Here is an 18,397-nt window from a genome sequence, read left to right as displayed (position 1 = left end):
CAGTATGAAATCTAACTCGTTAACCCTTCTTCTATTTAAACGCGACTTTCCTAATGGAGGGAATTCAAGAATGTTTTTGTTTACAGGTTGAAAGGTTAATGGCATTGTTTTCAAATATACGCACTTACCATAAAACAATAGTATTTAAATGTACAAAATAGTAGGCGTTGGGATAAAATAATCAGAGTTGCTTTAGAGTGATATTAGACGCACAAGTCAACTCAAAAATGGCGGATACTTTTGAGTTGACGAACGAAAACCTTTACCAATTAAACAGTAGAGGATATGTTCCTCTCTTTGCTAGTAGTTTATTCATGAGTAAACTCAATTTTGTCAAAATGTGAATTAGATGATATAGCTCGCATTGATTGTAGAGACAACAAAGGGATAGAAACATCCTCAACTCCATGTTTTATTTGAACTACGAGGTATTCACCAGACTCTTTATTAACGCCTGTTGTAATAGGTGTGCCAACAATATGCACTCCATTTTTCAGTGTTAATTCAACAGTTATCTTATAAATACAAGCAATTTCCAAGTAGTCATGTAGGTCACACTTTAAAATTAAGTTACTCATTATTTATTTTCCTCTTTATCAACACATAATCAAAGTACACATCATGCCAGCGAAAATAGAACTTTTTAATTTCGGTAACATTTTAAAAATCACAAAAACTAACAAACCAAAATTAGTTTCGAGTCGAAACTTAATGTAATTAATAAATTAACGCTTGTCAACTTTGTTGCTAGTCGATACTATAATAATTATGAAAACAAAAAATATTTATAATTACATAGAGCGCATTGCCGAACTCTTGAAGGTAAGCGCCCGTCAAGCCGGTTCTGAGCATGGATTACAACCAGTTCAACTTGAAGTATTGGGCTATTTATCTGTTTGCAACCAATTTTCGGATACCCCTATGGCAGTTACCCGATATTTAGGACAAACCAAAGGTACTGTGTCGCAAACAATAAAGGTTCTTGAAAGAAAGGGACTGGTTCTAAAGGAATCAGATATCAATGATAGACGAATAACTCATATAAAGGTTACCGAACAGGGGAGTAAATTATTTCAAGATAATATCCCACCAAAAATGTTTGTAAACGCTTGTCAAGATTTATCTTATATACAACAAAAAGAGATAGAGGCGTCACTAAAGTTGCTATTAATGTCGTTCATTAAATCGAATAATATGAAGTCTTTTGGCACGTGTAATTCTTGTCGTTACAACGAGAAAATAAGTGATGATAGCTTTTATTGTAAATTGGTTAAAGTGCCACTGACTCTGAGTGATATCGCACTTATATGTATAGAGCATGAAAATATTGGTTAATAAAAATAATTTATTATTTTACTAATTGTCAATACAACGATTTTAGGTCAAATTAACAATCAGCTTCTTAAAGTTTGTACAGAAGCTGAAAAAATATTCTTCGCGTTATTTTATCTAACGTATTTATCCAACGAATTAATGTGCACTATTGATGGCACACAATACCATAGCGATAAATCAGTCAGTTATGGTTATTACTTAACCAAAGAGCATAAATCAGGAGAAATAAGCTATAACAATGGTGTTTCACAAGATGCTATCATGCACTCAGATAAAAAATGAAGATGATACAAAAAACAAGATTGTGACCTACAAAACAGATAGTGGGTTCAAAATTTCTTCAGGTATAGGCTGTAAACGTTTTTCTTTATCTAAACAAACCATTTCAATATCACCTATCACAGCAGGTTTTTTAGCACCTGGACGCCATACTTCTTGACGCCATAATGTTTTGTATTTACCTTCAAATTCAAAATTCGTTCTAATATCACACACTTCGGCAAATTCAACGCCATCTTGGAAAATCAAATTTGCTTTATATACTGCAAAACCTAGGCCTTTTTCACTCCAAAGTTTAGCTAACTTATCACTATCAATGACATGCTCTCGTGCACGTTCAAAATACTTTAAAAAATTAGGGTGGTAGACTACACCAGAGTGATCTGTATCTTCATAATAAATTTGCACTGGATGGTGAAAAATTTCGCTCATTTTTGTAATAACTCTTGTATGAAATGTAATGATTATTTATTTTCTAAGGACTTTTTTAGACGTAACATGCCTTCATCAATGGATATTAAAGGGCGGTAACCCAGATCATTTTTTATCGCGTCAATATTAAAGTAATGACTCGTCGATAGTTGTCTGGCAACAAAGCGTGTCATAATAGGTTCCTGCCTTTTACCAAGTAATAAATATATTCTTTCTAGTAAAGACCCTAAAAAATAAGCAACTGAAGAAGGTACTCGTTTTGTTACTTTAGGCAAATTAACGCAATATAATATTTTATTTAGCATGCTTGCCATTGTAATAGGCTGATCATTACTCACAAAATAGGCTTTACCTAAACATTTTGCATTAACAGTAAATAAATTCACCGCGGCTAAAATATGTGCGTAAGCTGCATTGTCGACATAAATGGTATCAACAAGCTTATCTTGCTTACCTACTAACTTTAAACGACCTGCTTTAGCCCGTTCAATGACTCTAGGCACTAGATGAGGATCATTAGGCCCCCAAATCAAATGCGGTCGAATGGCAACCGTTTTAAGCAGGGTATTATTTGCTTCAAGTACCATTTTTTCAGCAACTGCTTTTGATTCACCGTAATAATTTAAAAACTGTTTCGCATAAGGAAAGCTTTCATCTATGCCTGCTTCATCAATACCTGAAAAAGTAACACTCGGTGTGCTGGTATAAACCAAGTTTTTAATACCTAATTTTTTGCATGCTTCAATGATGTTTTTAACGCCCTGTACATTAGGAGTAAAATAATCAGATTTACTGCCCCATACGCCCGCTTTTGAAGCAACATGAAATACTAAATCGCAGCCTGTCATGGCTTTTATCAATTGATCTTTAGATGCAATATCACCTTTGATCATTCGCACACCCATTTTTTCTAAATTGTCATAGTCAGAGCGTGCAAAACCTGTCACTTTGATATTGGCAGAGCACAAAAAACGACATATTGACTCACCTAAAAAGCCACCAGCACCAGTTACGAATACATGATTAGCCTTGTTTTTTAAAATATTGAGAGCTGATATTAACTTTTCATCTTGCGGGTATATCTGGTTATCAATCATTGTTTAGTTCTTTTTATTTTGTGCCCAAACGGCTAGTTTTTCACGAAATATTTTAGCGTTATGGCGAATATCTACCGGAAAGTCAGGATGGATTAAAAAGTCAGTAATATTTTGAGTTTGGGTAAATTTAGCGCCTATTTGCTTTAATTCACCAAATAATATTTTTTCAGAAATTCGAAATCCGTTTTCTAACTCAATACATAAAATAGGCTGTGTAACATTGTTATTTGTTACTGCTACTAATGCCGAACGCTTAACTGCTTTATGAGTATTAAAAATACGCTCACAAGGAATTGAAAATAATACTTCATGGTTGGTTTCTATTCTATGAGCTTTTCGTCCACACATCCAAAGCAGGCCTTGGTCATCTAAATAACCTAAGTCACCCATTCTGTGGCGAACTTGACCATCATCTTTTATCTTTGCCGATGTAGTTGCACTTTTACGTTCATAATAAGTACGACTTACCATAGGGCCTTTAACAACAATTTCACCAATTTGGTTTGGTTTTAATAATATATCCGTATTTATTACAGTGTTCCAATCTACAATATCATCTTCTGTAATATTAATAATTTCAATATTTACACCTTCAACAGGTTTACCTACACAAATACCACCACCATTATTTGTAATCTCTTTGGTTTTAAGCAAAGCTTCACTGCCGATTTTTGTTAAAGGTAATGATTCAGTTGCACCGTAAGAATTAAGTACTTCTACATTGGTATTAAGCATTTTACTAAAAGTTTTAATTGAGGCTAAGGTAGCAGGCGCACCTGCTGATATAACACGTTGTAAACTCGTTAGTTTATGAGATTTTTTTTCACCTGCTTTGCCTAAAACTTCAATTAAAGCCGGATTGGCAAATAAATTACTACATTGATATTTTTCAATAGCTGAAAATATATATTTGGGGTTTGCTGTAATAGGCTTGCTTGCGTCCATATCTGGCACAATTGAGGCCATGCCTAACGCAGGGCCAAACAACGAAAATAAAGGGAATGTAGCTAAGTCTCTTTCACCCGGTTTTATTTCATAATCATTTTTAAGCGCGCTAATTTGTGCTTCAAACATTCTATGGCTATAAACAACACCTTTTGGCACACCAGTACTTCCACTGGTAAATAAAATTGCAGACATATCATCATCAGCCAATGTCACCATTGGATAAGGCGCATTAACTGGGTATTTCGCTAATAATTGATTTAATGTCATTTGCCCCGTGAAGCGATAAACAATCTCGTTACCACCAACGGTTATAACATGTTTTACACTTTTTTTACCCCATGAAAATAGTTTTCGGGCGATCTGTGCTTTTGGTATGCCAATAAAAACATCTGGTTTCGATTCAAGAAAACATTGTTTAAGATTTTTAACACCCATTCCGGGATCGACAAGAATAGGAATAATACCAGCTTTAAACAATGCAAAAGTTAAAGCAAAAAAATCTAAGCTAGGTGTTACCATTAAAACAGCTTTCATGCCTTGCTTTACGCCATAAGCATTTAAAGCGTATGCAATTGCATCACTTTTTTCATTTAAGGTCTTAAAATCAATTTCATCATAATTAAGTTTACAAAAATGACTTTTTTGAACTGCAACAGCTAAGCTTGAGGGCATTTTAACTGCGGCACTTTTTAAGTGCCGACAAAGATTTGCATTATTTAAATCTGATTCTTTAAACATTATCATTAAGTTTTATTTTTCGTTTATAAAATTAGTAACTAAAGACACAACTTCGCTACTGGCATCTTCTAAAATATAATGACCGCAGTCGGTAAATTCATGAACTTTTGCTTGCGGTAATTCTTGCTTCCATTGCGCTAAGAAATGCTTATCAAATACAAAGTCTTTTGAACCCCAACAAATTATACTTGGTAAATCTTTGAACTTTTCAAGACTACTTGCTATTTGAGAAACCAAGTCGTAATTTCTATCGCTTGATTTTAAAGGAATATCTTGCACAAACCTTAAAGTAGAAATACGGTTTTTCCAAGAGTTAAAAGGAGCAACATAGGCTTCTCTTATCTCTTTTGCCATAGGCTGTCGTTTTACACCAATATAAGATGCAATAGAAGAAAACGCATTCATGCCACGAACCAGAACCGTTCCCAATAAAGTATTACGACAAACCCATAAAGCCCAGGGGAAAGGTTTGTCTTTAGGCAGATGAAATGCCCCAGTATTTAAAATAACTAAACGCTTAATTCGCTCAGGGTAACGTGCAGCATAACCCATACCTATCATGCCACCCCAATCATGTACAACTAAAGTGATATTAACATTGATATCTAAGTATTCAAGAAGTGCTTCTAAATCATCAATACGCTGTTTAAGGGTATAATTGTAATCTGTATCATCAGGCTTATCAGATAAACCACACCCAATATGATCAGGTACAATACATTGATGACTCGACCTTAATGAAGATACCAAGTTACGATAATAAAAGGACCAACTAGGGTTACCATGAACCATTACAACCGGATCGCCCGTACCTTCATTTATATAATGGTACTTTTGCCCATTACGATCTAGATAATTTTTTTTAAAAGGAGAAAGTGATTCCATTACCATTTCAGACCTAACATCATACAGTTTAATCCACTACCTATACCTAAAAAGCTCACGTTATCACCTTTTTTCAAAAAACCATTATCATGTGCCATTGCTGCAGTGACAGGTAAAGATACCGTGCCCATATTGCCTAACAATTTGAAGGTCGGAAATTCTTTTTCTGGTGGGATATTTAAAGCCGTTAATACTTGTTTTTGATTCGCTGCACCAACTTGATGACAAATCACTTTATCAACTTGTTCGATCATCCAATCTCTTTGTTGTAAAAAATGCGACCAAGTATTCTTTGCTAAAGAAACACCTTCTTTTAATAGTGTCACTGCATCGGTACGCATAAATTCTCGATACAACTGTGGGCCAACTTCTTTTAGGCCCCATTGACATAAATTATTATGTTCAGGTGCTGATAAGTGACTTGCTCCTAATAACTGATGATTACGATCAGTTTTTAAATCAAAAGAGCCATCAGTGATAAGCACTGCAACAGCACCTGAACCACCAGTTAAAGTAGCTAATGATTGAGCATAGTTTTGCATTGTCGGTTCTGACAACATATCTTCGATTGTAACATCGACAATATGACGTGCTGATTCACATGATACAACTAATCCTGCTTTAATTTGGCCCAATTCAATGCGATTAGCAATATCTAAAATACCTGACAAAACACCTAAACAAGCATTGCTAATATCATAAATTGCAGTGTCATTAGAAACGCCTAATTTACCCGCAATGCGGCAAGCCGTTGCAGGCTCATGTTGATCACGACAAACACCTGTATATACAACTGCACCTAAATCATCAATTGATATGCCAGTTTCAGCAATTGCTTTTTCAGCAGCCGTAATTGCACCATCAGATAATTGATGCCCTTTTGGCCACCAGCGACGTTCTTCAATACCTGTTAATGCAGCAAGTTGCCCCATTGGAATACGGTATTTTTGATATAAAGGAGCTAAACGAGATTCAAGTACTGAACTTGATACTACATGTGGTGCTAGCTCATAGGCTAAGCTATTAATAAAGACGCGGGTATATTTCATGAAACGGTATTTTTTTCTCTTATTCTTTATAAAAGCATACAGATAATCTGCTGATATTATTTTTTATAATTATAGGGCGCCATTTGACCAAGAAAAGCGCCATGATTCAACTAAAAGCTGATTAAATGACAAATATACGCTAAATATCTTCGATTTTTACCTTCTCTATTTTTATAAAATGACTTCATTTACAAGCCTTTGATATAAGCCAGAGCTACGAGATACCGTTTTTTTCATAGCATCGAGTAACATAGGTCTCTGCACTATCATATCTAATTTATGCTTAGCACGTGTTATACCGGTATACACTAACTGTCGATTAATACCTGCACCGGCATCTTGTAAAGGTGGTAATACCAAAGCGGTATGGGTAAATTCTGAGCCTTGTGATTTATGTATGGTCATCACATAAACTTTTTCATGGGCAGGTAGTCTTGCAGGAAAAAAAGCACGAACTTGACCATCGTCACTAATAAACATGGCTTTTAATATTTGATTATCATCCAACATCAAAATACCAATATCACCATTATATAGCTCAAGCTGATAGTCGTTTTGATTGATCATAATAGGTAAACCAACATAATGCCGACTTTGCGCAGCTGTAATGTGGATCAATTGTCTTTTTGCTAAGGTCTGTTCTATTCTATCGTTTAATTCATTAACACCATATGGCCCTTTTCGCACTGCAGCTAATAGTTGATATTGTGAAAAAGCATGATGTACTTGAGCAACACTGGCATCATTTTCGATTAGGGTTAAATATTCACTATAAGCGTCAGCTGCACGATTGATCATTGCTTGCCGCTTTTGAGGTTCAAAAAAGGTAATATCATCAAAATGACCCTGCGTGTTTTGATGTTCTATTTTAGCTAATAAATTTTGATTATTTTCGTTTACCGCTTTAGCTAATTGACCTATTCCGCTATTTTCATTAAATCTGTGACTTTTTTGTAAAAAAGCGAGACTATCCGTTAAAGCAAAACGCCCTTGATTATTTAAATTTGTTTGCTCAGGTAAATCCAGCATTAATGATCTTTCTTGTGAATAATTTGGCCAAACACCTAAAACTAAATCTTGGCATAAATCCGATAAAACATTGCCAGTATCTACAGAAGTTAATTGGTCTTTATCACCTAATAAAATCAATCTTGAGTGCTTCGGTAGGGCTTCAACCAATTTAACCATAAGCGCTAAGTCAACCATAGAGGCTTCGTCTACAATCAATAAATCTAAATGTAGTAAGTTATCTTTATGATGCCTAAATTTATTTGACTGTGGGATAACACCTAGTAAACGATGTATTGTTTGTGCTTGTTCAGGGATCAACGCTTTTAATTCATCAGAAATATCCACTATTTTATTTTTAGCACCAGAAATTGATTCAGTTAAGCGTGCTGCTGCTTTACCTGTTGGCGCTACCAGTTTTATTATTAATGGTGCGCTTTGATATAAAGACTGTAAAACAGCTAACAACTTAGTCACTGTTGTTGTTTTACCTGTGCCTGGCCCACCTGTAATAATACAAAAAGCACTTTGTAAAGCAACGGCACATGCGACTTTTTGCCAATCAATTTGATCATCAAGGGATGGGAAAAATGTATCTAATAAAAGCTGAAGTTTATCTTTATCTAAGTTAATCTGCTTTTCACTTAGCGCTAATAATCTATTTGCTAATATGGTTTCGTATTCATCATAGCGAGCAAAATATAATTTATCCCCTATCAACCTCAAGGGTTTATTATCACCAACGCTTGCATGGTTTTGTATCATTAAAGCCAATGCATTAATATCATTGAAAGGCGTTAGCAGTTCATTTTCAATGTCATCACTAGATAGTTCTTCATCAGGTAATAGAGTGTTTTTTAAACTAAATGGATTTATCCAATTTACGGTACTTAAATCTAAGCAAGTGTGTTGTCTGCTGTTAGCAATGCTCAAAAGTAAAATCAAATAAAAAATTTCACTCGGTTGTGAGTCTAGCTCTAAATCAACGCATTCATTGGTTAGTAATTTAGCTAATTCAATATCTAACTGTGATATTTTCTCATTTTCAATTAATCGTGTTAGCATGTAATATTGCCTTCAGACTCAAATTTTTCAGTGCTTAAATTAAACATATCATCCAGTTCTAGAATTACTTCCGTTGATATTTTTTTATAAAAAATACCTTTACCAGATGGCATACCCCGTAAAAATACGTAATAAACTCCCCCTAAATGGGTATTTATATCGTAATCAGGAAGTCTTTGTTTTAATAACCTGTGTAATGCAACACTATATAACAAATACTGTAAATGATAATGATGTGATGCCATCACTTGTTGCATATTTTCATCACAATAATCATCACTATTTTCACCTAAATGATTAGACTTATAATCTAGAATAAAATATTGGCCGCTATACTCAAATATTAAATCTATAAAACCTTTTAACATACCCTGAATTTTCCCAAAGCTAATTGGATGATATTCTTGCTCACTTACTGCTAATAACGCTTTATTAACACCCTGTGCCGTTAACTGGCCTAAAGGCAAATAAAACTCCATTTCAATTAAGCATTGCTCTGCTGATAAAGATGTTAATGAAAGCCCTTGGGTCGATTCATTTTGTTCAAGTGAACAGTCAAGTACCTGCTCCACCCAATTAACCGTAACATCATGCCAAGTGTCATCATCTATGCCATATTTAGTTAATTGTCCTGTGACAACATTATTGAGATTCTTATCGCTATCAATTGCATGTTCATGAGGTGATTGAAAATTAATTTCTTCAAAAATCCCATGTAAACAACTACCTGGCTTTGCACCTTTAGGAAAGCTAAATACATCTAAAGTGGGCTCTTCATCAATTGGATTCCAATCAAGTTCATGTCTTTCATCTTCAAAGCCTGGGGTAATATCATCTTCAATATAATTATCTGTTTGATGAGACTGATTATAAGTTAAACCACTAAAACTGGTGATACGCCAATCTCGTTCAATGTAACCTTTAAATATTTTTACCGATTGTTCTGAAAATGTCGTCTCATCATCAGAAGTTGTGTTTATTGAATAATTAACTCTGTCCCCTTTTTCATCACCTTCAAGCTCAATAAAATTCATTGACATATCGGCATTGTTTTCGACAAATTTTGCTAAAACTTGATGCCAATCACTTGCTGTTTCTATTTGCTCATTGGCAAATAATAAATAACCCAAAGCGGTATGATGTATGCCTGATTTCGAACGACTTTTACCTTCGGCTAAATTATATAAACCTAAACAACAATAGTGAACCGCACGGGTCAAAGCCACATATAACAAACGTAAATCTTCTGCTAAACGTTCTTTTTCTGCGGTAACTAAATTATCAGGATTATTTTCTAAATCATAAATTAAATTATTTTTATCATCATGGTAAACCGCTTCAATGGCCTTGCGATAACTGGCTGCAAAAGGAATATAAACTAATGGATACTCTAATCCTTTAGAAGCATGCATAGTCACAATTTTAACTAATGTGGCATCACTTTCTAATCTAAGCTGTGTGCTGTCGGTTTCATGCTGGCTTACTTTTTCATTAAACCAACGCAGCAAACGCATATTACCTTCAAGTTCTAATTGCTTTTGTTGTAATAGCTCAGATAAATGTCTAAAATCGGTTAACCAACGTTCTATAGGATAGCCCAAAGCTTGCCATAATCCGGCTAAATTATTTGTTTTTAGCAACAACTCTAACATCGCCATGGCACCTTTTTTTTGCCATGTTTCAAGCAACAACGCAAACAACTCTAAGTAGTCTTGCCAGCTTTTTGATGACTTTTGGATACATTCATTTTCACTATTAAAACTTTGCTCTTGCTGATTTTGTGTTAAATCAAAAATTTGCTGATAATTAAGGCCAAAAAGTGGACCCGCTAAAACCCCCCGATATAGCGCTTCATCATAGCCACCATGTAATGCTGTTAAAAAGTTAAGCAAGTGTTCACTCAATTGTGAGCTAAAGATGCTGTCTCTAGCCAAATAAACACTGGAGATTTCACGCTTAGTGAGCGCGGTTTTTATTGCATGCGCTTCTCTGCGGTCTCTTACTAATACACTAATATCTGCGGCTTGAATTGGTTTTTCACCAATGCGTGCTTTTCCTTGTGCCGATAAAGTTAAAAGGTGAGATATTTTTTTTGCAAAAGCACTGGCGAGTGCCTGTTGACCATTTGCTTTACTGGTTACTTTTTCATCTGATTTAAAAATACAAAACTCAAAGCTAGTAAAGTCTTCATCTTCAATAATTAACGACTTATCAACTGATTTTCCTTGTGCTGCGACTTCAACAAATGGAATGTTTTTATTATAAATAAAACTATTTTGATTATTACTAAACAAGGAATTGATATTTTCAACAATAGCAGTTGCCGAACGATAGTTCTTTTTAAGTGTAAATTGTCTTAGATCATCAACCCCATTTTTTGCATCAATATACGTAAATATATCAGCCCCTCTAAATCCATAAATTGCTTGTTTTGGATCGCCTATCATGGTTAAAGCTGCTGTTGAATTTCCACTATTTAAAGCACTTGGTTGCGAGAATATAGTATTAAAAATGCCATATTGAATGGGATCGGTATCTTGGAACTCATCTATCATAGCAACGGGGTAACAACTGGCTATTTTTTTTGCCAGAGCTTCACCTGAGTTTGAAGTTAATGCCTTATGTAAATAAGTTAATAAATCATCAGGACTTATGATGCCTTGGTCTTGCTTTTTAGTAATAAGCACCTGTTTTATCCAATCCGCAGCCTGAGTAGCAATTGCAATTGGTAAACCGTGTTTAATGTGTTTTTCAAGATCAGCTAACTTAGTAAATAGTGGTAATAATGCATGTTCAAAAACCACAGCACCCTTTTTATATATTTTTAAATCGGATAACCGTTCTTGTGCCCAAATTTCAAAACCTTGTTTTTTACTGCCGATTTCAAGTTTATCGTGATCGGACATGCAAAAGTCACACAGCGCAGTTAAGCTATTTTCTTTTACTGCAATATTGGTTTTTTTAATACCAGATTCAAGAATATCGGCAGAAAAACTGCTTGCTAAAAAAACTTTTTTAAATTCAATTAATTGTTCACAATATTCTTTTTTGAGCTGCCATAACTGCTCAAGTTGATATTGCGGTACGATATCGGCAGCTTGCTTACTTAATATGCTATACACTTTTTTATAAAGTGATTCTGGTACAGGATAAATATCAAGTACAGCTTGGGTTTTTTCCATATTAAGTGGATAAACAAAACCACGCCAAAAATCTTTTAAGGCTTCATTTAATAACTCAGTTTGATCTAATACAAAATCTAAATTAAACGTCACACCAGACTCAAAAGCATGTTGTTTCAGCATACGCTGACAAAAACCATGTATAGTAAATATGGCCGCATCATCCATAGATTTTGCCCCTGCATCTAAAAGAGCAAAAGCTTGTTTTCTTTGTTCTTCATCCATGGGTGCTATGATGGTATTAACGGCTTCATCATCACACTTTTCACCTAGCAGTGCATCACGGGCTACGATTAAACGATTACGTACTCTATCTTTAATTTCAGAGGTCGCCGCTTCGGTAAAAGTTACCACTAAAATTTGTTCTAATGTTAATGGCTCTGATTTTACGCCATCAATTTGTAAACCAAGTAAATAACGTAAATATAATGCAGTGATCGTGTATGTTTTACCCGTTCCAGCACTGGCTTCAATTAAATTATGGCCATCTAAAGGCATCGATATAGGGTTTAGCTCTTGCATCGCCATTAGTTTATGTCCTCTAACTGCTGAAGCAGGGGTATTAATAAATCGTCACTTAATTGCATAAACTCTTGCTGCACATCATCAAGAGATTTAAAGTTTAATCTAATATAAGGGTCTTCTGATTCACCACGCCCGATATACTGTCCACCCGAAAACTTTAATTTCGCCTTGCCTATATCTTGCGTTTTAGCATATTCCAATGCACTTTGTGGAAAAAAGGGCACAGGTTGTGTTAAAGCATTAGCATATAAAATAAACCAACTTTGTAATCGTTCATTGGCCGCTTCTTTACTTAAATGGGTAAATTGATATTGCTCGTCTAATCCTAAAATAAAAGTATCTAATTTATGACCACTGGCATGAGCAGTTAAATGATATAACCATGCTTTAATTAAGTCTTTGGCTTTTACAGATGCAGGGCGGTAAAACAGCTGTTTAGCCGTTTGTGTCTCAGAATTAACTTGGCTCACATTTTTAAGCCAACCTACAATGGTGCTTTGAACTTCCTGAGTGTGTTCACTTGCAAAGTTCGTCAAAGTCACATTGATATCTAACGGGTCATCCCTTAACTTAAAATCATGGCTTTGGATATTGAGCTGCATTTGCGCAATACGCCCTTCAATTTTTTCTAGGGTTAATTCGCCTACATTTGCCAGAGGTAAGTTACCTCTTTGTAAAATTTGATTTTGAGCGACATTTTCACCTTTAAGTGCTTTTGTTAAAAACTCATCTAAATAAAAATAACGTTCTAAATGATCTAAACTAAACGGTTCTTCATCTTTATTTATTTCATCGCCTTGAGGTAACTTCAGTGCAAGGCTTGATTGATAAAAGCGTTTTTGAGGTTGGCATAAAGTACTTATAAATAACTCTAATTCAATTTCTTTAGCTGGCGTAATAGCTAAAGGTTTTGCATCTTTAGCAAGTTGATAATCAGTTATCATCCACGTTGGGTTATAACTTTGATCATTACTGAGATTATCAGTTAAATAATACGCCTTATTAAAAGGCTGTAAATGATGTTGTTGTATCAAGTTATTTGGAAAATGATTATTTTCTTGCTCACTATCTGGTTTTAATTGATAGAAGCTACGGCTAATGTATTCAAGTAACTCACTGACTAAAGTAGAAGGCACCCGCTGCGTATTATCAAAACATGAACGACCTATATAACTAATATATAAATGCTCTCTTGCACTTAAAAGTGCTTCTAAAAATAAATATCGATCATCTAATTTACGTGATCTATCACCTTTTTGGCGGCGACTTTGCGGTAATAAATCAAAGCCCATAGGCTGTACACTTCTAGGATAATCTGCATCATTTAGCCCTAACATACATACCACTTTAAACGGCACTGAACGCATTGGCATTAACGTACAAAAGTTAATTTTACCAATTAAAAATCGTTGCCCAACTCCTTTTTCTTTTAGCCCTTGTTTAACTAAGTAACACATGACTTTTTGTGAAATTATGCCCTGATAATCTTTATTATCAAAATGAGTTTTAATACTGGTCATTAAATTCTCTAAAACCATTAAGTCCCAGCTTTGTTCTGATTGCGTATCATAAAACGTAATGATCATTTGCTCTAAAATAAGCGCTTTATTTAATAAAGTGCCATCATGCATTAATAAGTTTTTAAACTTAACGAGTTTATCAAAAAAACTCAGTAATTTTCCTAAAGTATTTGCAGCCATACCTTCAACATGATCAGCTGCATATATATTATTAAATGACGTACTTTCATCTCGCTGCACCACACCTAACAACAGCTTATTAAGTCCTTGAAGCCAAGTATTGAGTGCTATTGCATCTTGCTCAAATTCTGTTTTGTGTTCACCGTTTATCCCCCACTTTACACCGACTTTTTCTAACCAATGTCGAATTTGATCTAATTCATTTTCTTCGATATCAAAATTATCTGCGATGTGACTCACTTGTAATAAATCTAAAATATCAGATACGCCAAAGCGGCTAAATGGCAGGTTAACTAATTGATTGAAACTGCTTAATATCGGTTTTTCTTGCTCTATAGCTAAATCTGCTAAACCATAAGGAATAAAACGCTCATTTACAGCTGAGCCAAATACTGCTTCAATATAAGGACTGTAACTGGCAACATCTGGCATCATCACTATGATGTCTTTTGGTGAAAGCGTTTTATCTTGTTCAAAGAGATTTAATAAATGATCGTGTAATACTTCTACTTCTCTAAGCGGTGTATGGCAATCATTTAAATGGATACTGTTATCTTGGCTATCTACCGCTAATTTGCCTTCATTGGAGATAAACCAATTTTTATTGCTCGATAGTGATTCACCTTTAAATGCCAGTTGATATATTTCTTGCTGGATCTGACTCAATAAACGTGGATTGAAATCATCGATAAAATAGTCGTGCCAATTGGCGTCTAACTGCAGAAGTTGCTCTAAATAATCACGGCCTAATTTCCCCCATGAAGACAATAATGGATTCCCTACAAAGTAATAATCCTTGCCTTGTGCTTCTAATACTGGTTTTACACTATATTTCACTTCGATTTTTGCTAATGTTTTTTCATCAACTAAATCTCCCCAGTAATGCTCACTTGGGTTAAAAAAATATAAAAACACATCAATTTTAGCTGCCAGTGCTACAAAAACTTCTAGTTGCGCATTAGGCAGTGCTGATATACCAAATATGGTTAAGCGTTCTGGTAATAAATTTTTTAATTGTGCTTTACTGGTATTTCCAAGTGCAGCTAATAAAGCTTCATGCATATTGCCACGATGATAAGCACTTTGCTGCAATATATTGATAGTATGATTAACCAGTCTGCGCCAAAGTTCCGGTTGCCATAAAACATGACTGGTATCTACATCATTTAAGCTATCTTCACCTTCTTGCCACGTTTCTAACCAGTTTGGGCGATACATTAAATATTGGTCATACACATCAGCTATTTTTTCACACAGCATATATAACTTTTGCTGCTCATAAGAAAAAATTCCATCCTCATTATTATTTTCAAATTGTGCATCATTAGCTAAATAACTTTTTAACGATTCAAATAAAGGTTCATTTAAAAAACCGGGTAAAATATCAAAAATTTTCCATGCCATATTATTTTTATTAAAAGCAGACTCTGCTGGCACATCAGGTAGCAACTTTTGATATAAGCGCCATATAAAGCTAGAAGGTAGTGGAAAGTCTACTTGTGCAACTATACCTAACTCTTGCGCTAATCCTATTTTGATCCACTGAGACATACCCGGAGATTGTACTAATATCGCTTCTTGAGAAAATGGACTAGATAAAGGGTTTTGTTTTATCAATGAATTGAGCTGAAATTGCAGCGCTTCTAATCGATTCGATTGAATAATGTGCAGCATGAAGTTGATGTTCCGTAAGCATTTTTACCTTGTATGCAGTGTAAGGCATATTTAAATCAAAGCTAATGTTTTTTATTAAATATTATCATTCAAAAATGGTATGGGTAAAATCAAAGCATCTATACCTTATATAATACATACCTGACGCCATGTGATATCAATATGACCTGATATAGCGCTAATCAAAATTTATTTATTCAATTTTTTAGTTTATTCTAATACTATTACTTCCTTTTTTACACTCACTAATTGTTGGAAGTTTTCATTATCTCTTGGCACTTTTTCCAATTGTAATAACAGCTTACTTGCACGAGTTAAGTCGTTTATTTGATCTTCATTTTCTTGATAGGCTTTTATTAATGCTTCAATAAGTGTGAGCTTAATACTGATATTATTTGGATAAACATTCAAAACCGAAGAAAGATCTGTAATTGCATCTTGGTAGTTATTATTATTGTAATAATTAACTCCTAATTATTTTGCTTCTTGCGCTACTTTTCTGCCATATTAAGATGGGAGTATGTTTTTGCTAATTCTAATTCTATTTCACCCGTTAGATTTTCACCTAAACTTTGACACAAAGACTGAGCTACTTCTAACTATTTTACGTATTAGATTTATCCTTATTTGTATACGACAAGCAAGCCGAAGCCAAAGACGTCAATATATTATTTTCGGTACTTTTAAAATCTCTATCTATATTCGATAACTCCCTCATAGCATCTTTTGTATGATTTACTAACGCCATAATATCTTTGGGATCTGAATAATCAGAAATCGCTCTAGCATAATTTAAACCTTTATCCGGTGCATGATGTACTGAATTTTTACATCACACAAAGTTAATAGCAACTCAGGTGATTTATAATCAAGCGCCAAATATCTTTGCGCTAGCTCTGCTTTTTTATCCATTGTTTGGGCTAATCGCCTTAACAATTTTTTGTTGTAAATAGCCTAGTGAGATATGTATCTGGTTTATGTTCCATTGCACATAAAACCATGTCTTGTCTTGATCCGGCAGTGTTCATCAAAACTGTACAAGTACGTTTAATTAAATCTAGAAAATTTTATAACTTTCAAATATTAACATCTTTTTTGACAAAACTTATTTCTAACATTTTTGATTAACTACCACAGAATAGTTTAAATAACCATACTAAATTCATATGTACAATTCACATTTATGTGTTTACTGTCAGGCTTTAAATAATAATCTGACTGAGAAATATTATATAACCATCTGGTAATAAATGAGTATCATCAAGTAAATATAGTACAGGGTATTTATGTGTATTTTTGTCGTGATTTTTCGGAGTGTGAACAATCTCCATGAAGTTTTAAACAAGAATCAACCGTATATATCCATGTCACTTCAAAATGCATGTTTCGAGTATTTTTAGGGACCATAAGTATACAATATATCAATTTAATTCAACTTTAGGCACATGGGTCGGGTAAAATGTTTTAAGATTTAAATTGTTAAAATATGAGATTCTAATTAGGCTAGTGACATACGAATTAATTACACTTTTATATGACAACTTTATATATCACAGGTGCGGGTGTGAGCGCACAAAGTGGCATCCCTACTTTTCGCGGGAAGGATGGTTTTTGGACCATAGGTAGTAAAAACTATACACCACAACAAATGGCAACTCGCACCATGTATGAACATAACCCCAAAGAGTTTTTAAAATGGTATTACCACAGATTTGTGACTTATCGCCATCATGGCTCTAACGAGGTACATCATTGGTTAAGTGATAAACAACTTATTACTCAGAATATTGATGGTCTTGATAGTAAAGCAGGTAATAAAGACTATATCTCAATCCATGGCCGAATAAGTGAAATGACCTTATTCCACGAACAAGGCGAACCCGTTGAGCGAATTGTAGCGCCTTGGGAGCAAGTCGATGAAACGCAATTATCAACTTCATTATTAGATTTATTTAAAATTGGTAAACAAGGCCCACAACTGAATTTTTCTTTAAAGCCTTATGTCTTGTTATTTGATGAGTTTTATACTGAACTTTACCAAATAAATAAAGCGCAACAGCAGATGCTACATGCAAATAAAATAGTCTTTATAGGCACTTCATTTAGTGTAAATATCACGCAAATGGCGATTGAAACTGCCAGGCAATATAATATTCCAATTGAGGTAGTTGATCCCCATCCATGCCACGTTTTACATTCAAATGTGACATATCATAAAATGACTGCAACTGAATATATTTCAAATATTAATTAATATTAATTCTGTTGCGAAATGCTTCTTAAGCGAGGAAATACCATGGATTACAAATCATGCCTTGTACTCGTATCCAACTCAAGCTCTGAAACTTGCATTTCCAAGTAACACGGGTAATAAGTAGGTATATAAATTAAATTAAGATGTATTTGTTAATTAATTTCATAAAATTTCATATTTACAATACACTAATAAAAAAACACTCAAGGATAAGTATGAGCAGTTT

13 protein-coding genes are annotated in these 18,397 nt (G+C 34.2%); 3 read left to right on the top strand and 10 right to left on the bottom strand.

Annotated features, from left to right (window positions below; genetic code table 11):
* Positions 1-308: 308 nt before the first annotated feature.
* Positions 309-578, bottom strand: coding sequence for a Rho-binding antiterminator (locus CJF42_RS09110; protein WP_095366382.1), 270 nt, complete (start codon positions 576-578; stop codon positions 309-311).
* A 238-nt stretch (positions 579-816) separates the two neighbouring features.
* Here CJF42_RS09110 and CJF42_RS09105 point away from each other — a divergent pair, with 238 nt between their 5' ends.
* Positions 817-1,335, top strand: a complete 519-nt coding sequence (locus CJF42_RS09105) for a MarR family winged helix-turn-helix transcriptional regulator (protein ID WP_212668796.1) — start codon at positions 817-819, stop codon at positions 1,333-1,335.
* A 138-nt stretch (positions 1,336-1,473) separates the two neighbouring features.
* The gene (locus CJF42_RS27375) at positions 1,474-1,617 is read left to right on the top strand and encodes a hypothetical protein (RefSeq protein WP_170940545.1); all 144 of its coding nucleotides are present in this window, start codon (positions 1,474-1,476) and stop codon (positions 1,615-1,617) included.
* Positions 1,618-1,644: 27 nt separating this feature from the next.
* Here CJF42_RS27375 and CJF42_RS09100 read toward each other — a convergent pair whose 3' ends face one another.
* The 9 genes from CJF42_RS09100 to CJF42_RS09060 all read right to left on the bottom strand — a co-directional run bounded on the left by CJF42_RS09100 (position 1,645) and on the right by CJF42_RS09060 (position 16,328).
* The gene (locus CJF42_RS09100; protein WP_095366381.1) at positions 1,645-2,046 is read right to left on the bottom strand and encodes a thioesterase family protein; all 402 of its coding nucleotides are present in this window, start codon (positions 2,044-2,046) and stop codon (positions 1,645-1,647) included.
* 32 nt (positions 2,047-2,078) lie between these two features.
* Positions 2,079-3,143, bottom strand: coding sequence for a 2-alkyl-3-oxoalkanoate reductase (oleD, locus tag CJF42_RS09095; RefSeq protein ID WP_095366380.1), 1,065 nt, complete (start codon positions 3,141-3,143; stop codon positions 2,079-2,081).
* A 3-nt stretch (positions 3,144-3,146) separates the two neighbouring features.
* Positions 3,147-4,829 (bottom strand): olefin beta-lactone synthetase, encoded by a 1,683-nt coding sequence (oleC, locus tag CJF42_RS09090; RefSeq protein ID WP_095366402.1) that lies wholly within the window; start codon positions 4,827-4,829, stop codon positions 3,147-3,149.
* A gap of 12 nt (positions 4,830-4,841) precedes the next feature.
* On the bottom strand, positions 4,842-5,714 hold the full coding sequence (locus CJF42_RS09085; RefSeq protein ID WP_502694782.1) for an alpha/beta fold hydrolase: 873 nt from the start codon (positions 5,712-5,714) through the stop codon (positions 4,842-4,844).
* Positions 5,714-6,763: a 3-oxoacyl-ACP synthase III gene (locus CJF42_RS09080; RefSeq protein ID WP_095366378.1), complete on the bottom strand. Its 1,050-nt coding sequence runs from the start codon at positions 6,761-6,763 to the stop codon at positions 5,714-5,716. The genes CJF42_RS09085 and CJF42_RS09080 overlap by 1 nt, the downstream gene beginning before the upstream one ends.
* A 171-nt stretch (positions 6,764-6,934) precedes the next feature.
* Entirely contained in the window at positions 6,935-8,836 is a 1,902-nt protein-coding gene (gene recD, locus CJF42_RS09075; protein ID WP_095366377.1) for an exodeoxyribonuclease V subunit alpha, read from the bottom strand.
* A complete protein-coding gene (recB, locus tag CJF42_RS09070) occupies positions 8,830-12,540 on the bottom strand; it encodes an exodeoxyribonuclease V subunit beta (protein ID WP_095366401.1) in 3,711 nt (1,236 codons plus the stop codon). Before recB ends, recD begins: the two co-directional genes overlap by 7 nt.
* A 5-nt stretch (positions 12,541-12,545) precedes the next feature.
* Positions 12,546-15,917, bottom strand: a complete 3,372-nt coding sequence (recC, locus tag CJF42_RS09065; RefSeq protein WP_095366376.1) for an exodeoxyribonuclease V subunit gamma — start codon at positions 15,915-15,917, stop codon at positions 12,546-12,548.
* 210 nt (positions 15,918-16,127) lie between these two features.
* Positions 16,128-16,328, bottom strand: coding sequence for a hypothetical protein (locus CJF42_RS09060; protein ID WP_095366375.1), 201 nt, complete (start codon positions 16,326-16,328; stop codon positions 16,128-16,130).
* A 1,123-nt stretch (positions 16,329-17,451) separates the two neighbouring features.
* Between CJF42_RS09060 and CJF42_RS09055 the strand changes: the two genes are divergently transcribed.
* Entirely contained in the window at positions 17,452-18,171 is a 720-nt protein-coding gene (locus tag CJF42_RS09055) for an SIR2 family NAD-dependent protein deacylase (protein ID WP_095366374.1), read from the top strand.
* Positions 18,172-18,397: the final 226 nt, after the last annotated feature.

The organism is Pseudoalteromonas sp. NBT06-2 (assembly GCF_002276045.1).
Classification (GTDB): Bacteria; Pseudomonadota; Gammaproteobacteria; order Enterobacterales; family Alteromonadaceae; genus Pseudoalteromonas.
The sequence above is the reverse complement of the archived record's forward strand: the minus strand, read 5'-3'. Positions and strand labels throughout refer to the sequence as shown.